General features: G+C 69.8%; 6 protein-coding genes. 5 read left to right on the top strand and 1 reads right to left on the bottom strand.

What is annotated here, in order from left to right; all coding sequences use genetic code 11:
* The 3 genes from WBA11_RS05280 to WBA11_RS05270 form a co-directional block, all read left to right on the top strand.
* Positions 1–1,791, top strand: a 1,791-nt coding sequence (locus WBA11_RS05280) for a T9SS type A sorting domain-containing protein (RefSeq protein ID WP_424519669.1), incomplete at its 5' end; no start/stop codon positions are given.
* A 108-nt stretch (positions 1,792–1,899) separates the two neighbouring features.
* Positions 1,900–3,618, top strand: a complete 1,719-nt coding sequence (locus WBA11_RS05275) for a T9SS type A sorting domain-containing protein (RefSeq protein ID WP_424519668.1) — start codon at positions 1,900–1,902, stop codon at positions 3,616–3,618.
* A gap of 245 nt (positions 3,619–3,863) precedes the next feature.
* A complete protein-coding gene (locus WBA11_RS05270) occupies positions 3,864–5,042 on the top strand; it encodes a pyridoxal phosphate-dependent aminotransferase (RefSeq protein ID WP_424519667.1) in 1,179 nt (392 codons plus the stop codon).
* A gap of 98 nt (positions 5,043–5,140) precedes the next feature.
* Here the strand turns inward: WBA11_RS05270 and WBA11_RS05265 are convergent, their stop codons facing one another.
* A complete protein-coding gene (locus tag WBA11_RS05265; RefSeq protein WP_424519666.1) occupies positions 5,141–6,124 on the bottom strand; it encodes a lytic transglycosylase domain-containing protein in 984 nt (327 codons plus the stop codon).
* A gap of 172 nt (positions 6,125–6,296) precedes the next feature.
* Here WBA11_RS05265 and WBA11_RS05260 point away from each other — a divergent pair, with 172 nt between their 5' ends.
* The gene (locus tag WBA11_RS05260) at positions 6,297–7,712 is read left to right on the top strand and encodes an adenylate/guanylate cyclase domain-containing protein (RefSeq protein ID WP_424519665.1); all 1,416 of its coding nucleotides are present in this window, start codon (positions 6,297–6,299) and stop codon (positions 7,710–7,712) included.
* Positions 7,709–9,022 (top strand): ligand-binding sensor domain-containing protein (locus tag WBA11_RS05255; protein ID WP_424519664.1); only part of this gene is annotated, 1,314 nt, incomplete at its 3' end. The genes WBA11_RS05260 and WBA11_RS05255, both read left to right, overlap by 4 nt.

Genomic DNA, 9,022 nt, shown 5'->3' with positions numbered 1-9,022 from the left:
CGGTCGATGGTCTTCTTCTACAACGGGGACGACGTCGACGACGGGCGCGACGGGTACGGCGACCGCCCGCCAGCGCTCGGCATCGACATCCTGAGCGGAGCCGCTGTAGGGAGGCGGGCACCCAAAGCTGGCGCTCCGGGTCGGCTCCAGGACGGAGAGGACGCGTACCTCATGATGCGGGGGCTGTGGACGGACGGGCTCCCCCTCCGGTTGGGCGCTGATGGATACCACACGGACGGCCCGGTCACAACGTGGGGCTACTCCGGAGATCCGCCGGAGTTTTGGAGCGAGTACGACGCAGACGGCCAGGGAACGCCAAACACCCCAGGTGACCGTCAGGCAATGGTCTCCTCCGTGCCATTCCGCATGGAGCCTGGCGAGCGCAAGACCATCGACATCGGGTACCTGTTCGCGCAGGGCGCCGACAATCTTGACAGCGTCCGGGAGCTGGGAGCGGTCTCGGACGTGGCGCAGGGGGCGTACGAGACCGGCAGCCTGTTCGCTCCGCGGGATGCCCCACCGCCGCCGTCCTCCGCGCCCGCCCTCCTGTCCCCTGCCGACGGGGCTTCGTTCGCCGACACGAGCGTCACGTTCTCGTGGTCGCCTGTCGCAACGGCGACCAGCTACCGGCTCGAGCTCGCGACCGGCGAGTCCTTCGAGGACGCCCGTGCGTTCGACACCGACGCCACGACTTTTACCGTCCCCCGCGACAGCTTCCCCAACAACACCAACGCCCCAACCTTCTGGCGCGTCCGAGCCGCCACACTCGAGGTCGAAGGGCCCTCGTCCGAGGTCCGCAGCCTGACCAACGTCGTGTTCTTCGGCCGCGTCACGCTCATCGAGGTCGTCGCCAACGCCGGCGGCCCGATCGTGCCGCCGACGGGCGGCGCGGCCGACTTCGCTGGTTTTCCCGTGCCGGAGCGGCCGGACTCGAGGCAGCAAGCGACCACGGACGCCGTCTGGTTCCTGTCCGCCGGCGGCGGTGACGGGTCCTTCGACTCGTTTCTGCGACGCTCGATCTTGGACCGAGGCGGCAACGTCGACCGGCTCGACGGGAGCGACTACGAGATCCGGTTCACCAGCCCGAGCACGGCCTACCGGCGGCTCCAGGACGGCGGGCTCATGGAGATCCCGTTCGAGATCTGGAACATCGGCTCCGGCACGCCCGACGACGTAGCCGACGACTACCAAATGATCCCGGCCGTCCTCGATGTTGACGACGACGGGACCTACAACCTCTCGACGCTCGACTCCCCCGTATCGAGCGCCGACAACGACCCCGAGACGGACTGGGTCTACTGGCACGACCCGCTCGACACCTCACCCGGCGACGCCGGCTATCAGGCGTGGCTCGCCAACGCGGCCGCAGCTCCTGCAAACCACGGCGGCGAGGTGCTCGGCCGAACGACGTTCGTCGGGTGGAACCTGGGCAGCGAGCCGCCCTACGCCGCGCCGTACCCCGAGGAAGGCACCGTCTTCCGCATCACGACGCTCAAGCGGTTCAACGTCGCCGGTGAGGACACGCCCTCGAGGACGCTCGCCCTCGCGGTCTACCCGAACCCGGCCTCGAGCCGGGCCGAGGTCGCGTTCGTCCTCCCCGCCGCGGGTCCGGTCCGGCTCGCCGTCTACGACGTGCTGGGCCGCCAGGTCACCGTCCTCGAGGACGGACCACGCGCAGCCGGTGAGCACCGCGCCGCCCTCGAGGTCGAGCGCTTGGCGCCGGGCGTCTACGTCGTCGTCTTGGAGGGCGCGGACGAGCGGGCCTCGAGGACGATCACCGTCGTGCGGTAGCCTTCTGACGCGCCCCTACCGCTTTCGCGTTCAGGACGAGGATCTGAGATGGCCTTGCGAAACGCGGCAGGTTCCCTTTGGTTGGTTGGTACGTTCGCCCCGTCGTCTATGCGCTTGTTACTCGTTCTCTCCCTCCTCCTTCTCTCTCAGGCCCCACTCGCGCAGAAGGTCGTGCCCCAGGCTTCCAACTCGCCGGCTGGGCTCGCCAACTGCGCACTCGGCACCGCCGAGGCGTTCCTCAACGCGGGCGCCGTCCGCGCCGCGCTCTACAACAACGGTGCCCTGTTCAACCGAGGGACCGATCCAACGTACGAGGTACCGGCGGGGTCAGGCATCAACGCCATGTTCTCGACGACGCTCATGGTCGGCGGACTGGCCGACGACACGCTCCGGTTTGCCGGGTCGACGTACGGCCCGTACGAGTTCTGGCCCGGTCCGCTCGACGCCGACGGCGAGACGACGGCCGAGACCTGCGCTGCGTTCGACCGAATCTGGACCGTCACCATCGATGACCTCGAGACCTACGACCGGACCGGAACTGCCACGGCCGACCTCGAGGACTGGCCCATCGCGGTCGGCGCCCCGTTCTACATCGATACCAACGGAAATGGCCGCCAGGACGAGGGCGTGGTAGACGCGTCCGAGTCGACGATCTCGCTCGATCCCGGAGACGCGGGCTACGGGACGCGGAGGCTCAACCTCAAGGCCGGCGAACGCCCAGTGATCCTCGGCGTTCAGACAGCCTGGTGGGTCATGAACGACGCCGGGGGCGAGCACGAGTGGTCCGAGGCCCCCGCGCTCGGTATCGAGGTCCGAGCGATGGCGTGGACAACCGGGGGCGGCTCGCTCGACGAACTCGGGCGCTCGACGTTCTACCGCCACGAGATCATTAACCGGAGCGGGCGCGCCCTCGAGGACGTCCGGGCCGGGCTCTACCTCGACCCCGATCTCGGCGGTCCTTTAGACGACCGCGTTGGGTCGGACTCGACCCGGCAGATGGTCATCGTGTACAACGGCGCTGACGTTGATGAAGGAACGTGGGGGTACGGGGACCGACCTCCCGCGCTGGGCGTCGATTTGCTGAGCGGGGCCTCAAGCGTACTCCACCCATTCAAGGGCACACCTAGCGGGGCAGGAGAGCCCAACGAGGCGCCCGGCGCGTACAACTACCTCGGAGGGCTCTGGGAGGACGGGAGCCCCCTTCTCACTGGCGAGTTCGGGTACGACGGCGACATCAACTTCCGCGGCGAGATCGAGGAGTACGAGTTCGGCCCGGCTACTCGGTGGTCGTTCTCGGGCGACGGGGCCGCAGGCGAGTTCTGGAGCCAGGAGAACATCGACGGTCAGGGCACGCCTCTGATCCCATCGGACAAGAAGGCCGTGATCGCCGCGCCGGCCGTCGACCTCGAGGCCGGCGAGAGAACGGTCTTGGACGCGGCCGTCCTGTTTGCGCGGGGCGCAGACCGGCTCGACAGCATCGTCCGGCTCCTCGAGGTCTCCGACGCGGCGCAGGCGTACTACGAGGACGGCGGGCTCGCCGTCTCAGACGAGGCGGTGCCCTCGAGGCCAGGCCTCGCCCTCGAGACCTATCCCAACCCGGCCTCGAGCCGCGTCGAGGTCGCGTTTGCCCTGCCCGTCGCCGGCCCGGTCCGGCTCGCCGTGTACGACGTCCTCGGCCGCCAGGTCGCCGTCCTCGAGGACGGACTCGTAGCCGCGGGCGAGCACCGCCGCGCCCTCGAGGTCGAGCGCTTGGCGCCGGGCGTCTACGTCGTCGTCCTCGAGGGTGCCGAGGCACGGGCGTCGAGGACGGTCACCGTCGTGCGCTAACCCGCAGGTCAGGCCGAACCGGACCGACCTCGACGCACGATGTCGTATCTTGACGCCAGCACCGGCCTCGGCCGGTGACTCTACAAAACAGGGACCTCCCTGCTTGCCTTCCCGCCCGGCCCCACAAGGCTGGGCGGGTCGCGTTTGGGGCGTCCTCGAGGTCGAGCCCGGCACGGCGGAAGCGTCCTCGAGGGCGCAACGGAGTTGGGGTGCCGCCTACCTTTCGGGCTCACGCCCCGACCTCGATGAAGCCGCTCGCCGCCCGCACCGACGCCCTCCGCCAGTCCGACATCCGGGCCGTCACGTTCGCCGTCAACCGCGTCGGCGGGATCAACCTGGGCCAAGGCATCTGCGATCTGGCCACGCCGACGCCCATCGTCGAGGGCACCGTCGACGCCCTCCACGACGGCAAGTCGATCTACACGGCGTACAACGGCATCGAACCGTTGCGGGAGGCGATCGCGGAGAAGGCGAGGGCCTTTAACCAGATCCCGGTCGAGGGGCCGGAGTCGGTCGTCGTATCGGTCGGCTCCACCGGGGCGTTCGTCTCGACCATCCTGACGCTGTGCGACGCCGGCGACGAGGTCGTTTTGTTCGAGCCGTTCTACGGCTATCACGCGGGCATCTTGCGGCTCCACGGGATCCGACCGGTCGTCGTCCCGCTCGCTCGCGACAGTGGGCGCTGGACGTTCGACGCCGATGCGCTTGGGGCCGCGGTCACCGACCGGACGAAGGCGGTCGTGGTGTGCACGCCGGCGAACCCGTCTGGCAAGGTGTGGACCGAGGACGAGATCGACGCGCTGTACCGCGTGGCCGACGCCCACGACCTGTGGGTGATCACCGACGAGATCTACGAGCACATGGTCTACGACGGCGCCCGCCACGTCTCGCCGGCCTCGAGGCCGGGCGCGTACCCACGGACGGTGACGCTGTCGGGCTTCTCGAAGACGTTCAACATGACGGGTTGGAGGTTGGGATACGCCATCGCCCCGGCGCCGGTCGCGGCGAAGATGGGCCTGGTCAACGACCTGGTCTTTATCTGCGCCCCGGCCCCCCTCCAGCATGGCCTGGCCGCCGCCCTCCCGATGCCCGAGTCGTACTACGCCGACATGCTGGCTGACTACACGACCAAGCGGACGGTGATGGTGGACGCGCTCAACGCCTGCGGCCTCGAGGCCGCTCCGCCGGAGGGCGCCTACTACGTGCTGGCCGGTCTCGGAGAGCGACACAGCGAACCAGGATTCGAAACGGCGAAAGCTGCAACCGACACCTTGATCGAGCAAGCCGGCGTCGCCTGCGTGCCCGGCCCCTCGTTCTTCCAAGACCCCGCCGACGGCGACGGCTACCTCCGCTTCTGCTACGCCAAGGAGATGCCCGTCCTCGAGGACGCCTGCCGGCGACTGGTCGACGCGTTCGGAGCGTAACGCAGGGGAATGAGCCCTCGAGGACGAGATACGGTGCGCAGCACAGCGCCGGCCTCGAGGACGCAGATCGATCTCTTCCCTCGTGCCCTCGAGGACGCTCAGCCGCGCGCTCCTAGGGCCTCGGCGACCGCGATAAAGCGCGGGACGTACTGGCGCGTCTCGCGAGGCAGCGCGTCGTGGAGCTCCCAGAACGTCGGCTTCTTGCCGGTCTCGGCCTCGTGCTCGCGCATCAGGCGGCGGACACGGCCAGGGCCGGCGTTGTAGGCGGCGAGAGCAAGCTGGTAGTCGCCCTCGAACATCCGGGCGAGCTGGCGGAGGTAGCGCGCTGCGGCCTCCGTCGAGGCCGCCGGGTCCTCGACCGTCAGCGAGTCCAGGCCGAACTCCGCGGCGGTCTCGGGCATGAACTGCCACAGGCCGCGAGCTCCGGCCCAGCTCTCGGCGCGCGGGTTGAGCGCGCTCTCGATGACGGCCACGTACTGCAAGTCCGTCGGCAAGCCGCGCCGCGCCAACGTCCGCTCGATCTGACGGAGCGTGCGCCGCCCTCGACGGCCCGTCTGGGCCAACCGACGCGCCGACCTCCGCTGCCGCTCCACGAGGGGCGCCGAGGCGGCCGGGTAAAACAGCCAGTCGGGTCCCTGGGCCCGGTCCGCTTCGGCAGCAAGCGCCGCCCGGCGCGCTGCGGCAACTGCGGGCGACTCGAGCGGGGGCGCGAAGTTGTTGTCGAGCGCCGCCAGCATCGGACCTCGGATCTCCGTCACCTCGAGGGCGCTCAGCGGTCCCATCGAGACCGGACCGTGGTGCGGCTCGTACACCGCCTGCGCCTGGACCACCAGGTCTCGGACCGAGCCGTCGGACAACGGGTGCGCCGCGAGCGCGAGGGCGTCCTCGAGGGCGACGGCCGCGAGATCGGGCTGTGCGATGGGCGACGCGTCCTCGACGGCCTCGATGGCGTGGCGGACCCGGACCACCTCGCGGACCCAGTCCATCGGCGTGATCTCCGTCGAATCGGGCGGGGCCGCTGCGAGCGCCGGAAACGCGCTGAGAGACAAGAGGACGGCGAGCCCGAGACGGACGGAGAACACAAGCGTGGTGGGATCGTGCGGGGCGAGAACCCGGAGGCGGGCGACTTCCGTATTCGACCCGCGCCTGTTTCTCGTTCCAACAACCTACGACCCCGTTTCAGCCGCCGGAGACCTGGCGCGCGGTTTAGGCGTTGGCCTCCCCCCTGCTACCTTCGGCCACCGCCGTTCGCTCATGTCCGAGACCATCAAAATCCTATTCGTCGACGACGAGCCGGACTTGGTCCCGCTGATCCGTCAGACGTTTCGGTCTCAGGTCCGCAAAGGTGAAGTCGAGTTGGCGTTCGCCGGAGACGGCGTCGAGGCCCTCGACTACCTCCAGGACAACCACGACATCGAGGTCGTGGTGACGGACATCAACATGCCCCGGATGGACGGGCTGACGCTGTTGGGCAAGATCCGGGAGCTCGGGCGCCAGACGCGGTCCGTCGTGGTGACGGCCTACGGCGACATGGAGAACATCAGGACGGCGATGAACAAGGGCGCGTTCGACTTCCTCACGAAGCCGATCGACATGAAGGACCTGCAGGTCACGTTGGGCCACGCGCGAGAGGCCGTCGGGCGGGACCGCGAGGCCCAGCGTGTCCGCCAGACCATCACCCGCTACCTCTCCGACTCCATCGCCGACGCGGTCCTGGCCGATCCGTCGGCCGTGGCTGCGACCGAGCGGCGCGAGGTGTCCGTCCTGATGAGCGACATCTCCGGCTTCAGCCAGCTCTCGGAGCGGCTCGAGCCCGAGCGCGTCGTCGAGTTCCTCAACGTCTACCTCGGCGCCATGACCGAGGTCGTAGATGAGTACGGCGGCGCCATCGACGAGTTCATCGGCGACGCCGTCCTGGTCATCTTCGGCGCGCCGCTCAAGATGGCCGACCACGCCGCCCAGGCGACCGCGTGTGCGGTCGCGATGCAGCGCCGGATGGCGAGCGTCAACGAGGAGCTGGCCGGTCGGGGGTTGCCGCCGCTCGAGATGACCGCGGCCGTCAACTCGGGGCAGGTCGTGGTCGGGACCATCGGGTCGGAGAAGCGCGCGAAGTACGGCGTCGTGGGGAGCCCCGTGAACTTGACCTCCCGCGTTCAAACGCTGGCCGTCCCCGGCGAAGTGCTCATCACCGAGGCCACCTTTCAGGCCGCCGGCGGCGAGAGTGGCCCGATCGTCCTCGAGAGCTCGCGACGGGTGTCGCTCAAGGGGTTTGCCGAGCCGATCCCCATCCACAGCGTCGAGGCCGTCCAGGGAACCACGAGCGGGTCCGTCCCCCACGACGAGCCGGACCTGTCCGACCTCGACACGCCGCTCCCGTTCGGGATGGCCGTCCTCGATGGCAAGGAGGTGACCAACGACGACCACGCCGGCCGCGTCATCGCCCTCTCCACGACGGGCGCACGGGCGCAGATCTCGACCGGCGTCGACCCGCGGACGGACGTCCGCCTGACGTTCCACGCCGAGCCGCTCGGGCTCGAGGGCGAGCTCGGCCCGGTCTACGCCAAGGTCTTGGAGGCCGAGGACTTGGGCAACGGCGAGTGCGAGGTCGGCATCCGCTTCTCGTCCGTCCCTCCGAACGTGGCCCAGGCGCTCGAGGCGCTGGCAGAGTGAGACGCGCCGGCGCCGTCGGACTCGCAGCGGCCGTGGCCGTCGCGGCGCTGCTCGCGGGTCCAGGAGGCGTGTGGGCGCAGCAAAACGGACTCGTCCTCGACGAAGAGACCGGGCTGTCGTTCCGGCACCTGAGCGTCGAGCAAGGCCTCCCCAGCGCCGTCGTCCACTCGATCACGCAAGACGCGCTCGGCTTCATCTGGGTCGGGACAGAGGCGGGCTTGGTGCGGCTCGACGGCATCGAGGTCAAGACCTACACCGCCACCGGCGACTCGTCGGCGCTCGGAGGAAGCCTGGTCCAGGCGCTCGCCCCCGGTCCTGGGGGCGACGTCTGGGTCGGGTCGAGCAGCGGCCTGAGCCGCTACGACGCCGCCCGAGACCGCTTCGACGTGGTCGGCGGCCTGCCGGGGAGCAACGTCCTCGAGGTCACCGCCGACGGGGCGGGGGGCGCCTGGGTCGGGACCGACGGCGGAGCGGCGCGCGTCCTCGAGGGCGGCGGGGTCACCATCGGGCCGTCGGGAGTGGTCCGGGCCATCTTGCCCTACGACGGGGCCGTCTGGTTCGGGACCGACGAGAGCGTCGTCCGCCTCGACGCCGACGGCCAGACCCAGTCGTTCCAGTCCGACTCGCTCGGAACGCTCGCCGTCTCCGACATCGTCGCGACCTCGACGGGCACGTTCCTGCTCGGCACGATGGGTGAGGGGTTGGTCGCGTTCGATCCGGCGACGGGGCGGTTCGAGGTCGTCGACATCGGCGAGGGTCTGTTGGCCCGCAACGTGACCGACGTCTACGAGGACCCGTCGGGCACCGTCTGGGTCGCGACCCTAGGCGGCGGGCTCCGAAGCGTCATCCTCGGCGGCGACACCCCGCTTATCCGCATCTACGAGTCGGCTCCCGAGGACATCGGGTCGATCTCCGACGACCAGATCTCGAGCGTCTTCGAGGACCGCCAGGGCATCCTGTGGGTCGGCACGTACGGAGGCCTCGACCGCGTCGACCGCTCCCGCGGGGCCGCCACCCGAATCCGACACGACGCCCAGGACCCCGGGACGCTCTCGAGCGGCGTCGTGCAAGCCGTCCTCGAGGACGGCGAGGGCGTGCTGTGGGTCGGGACCGACGAGTCGCTCGACCGGAGCTCGGACGGACGGTCGTTCGATCACCTCGAGGTCGGGGGAGCCGTCCACGCGCTGTGGGATGCCGACGGATCGGTGTGGGCGGGCTCCGACGGAGGCCTGTGGCGCGTCGACGGCTTCGAGGCCGAGCGCGTCGCGCTGGCAGAGGCGGCAGGTGCCAGCCCGACGGTCACGGCGCTC

Source organism: Rubrivirga sp., from assembly GCF_049648075.1.
GTDB lineage: Bacteria > Bacteroidota > Rhodothermia > Rhodothermales > Rubricoccaceae > Rubrivirga.
The sequence above is the reverse complement of the archived record's forward strand: the minus strand, read 5'-3'. Positions and strand labels throughout refer to the sequence as shown.

Coding starts and splice junctions, on each gene's coding strand:
- WBA11_RS05270 (WP_424519667.1), top strand. CDS start 3,864: ATGAAGCCGCTCGCCGCCCGCACCGACGCCCTCCGCCAGTCCGACATC.
- WBA11_RS05260 (WP_424519665.1), top strand. CDS start 6,297: ATGTCCGAGACCATCAAAATCCTATTCGTCGACGACGAGCCGGACTTG.
- WBA11_RS05275 (WP_424519668.1), top strand. CDS start 1,900: ATGCGCTTGTTACTCGTTCTCTCCCTCCTCCTTCTCTCTCAGGCCCCA.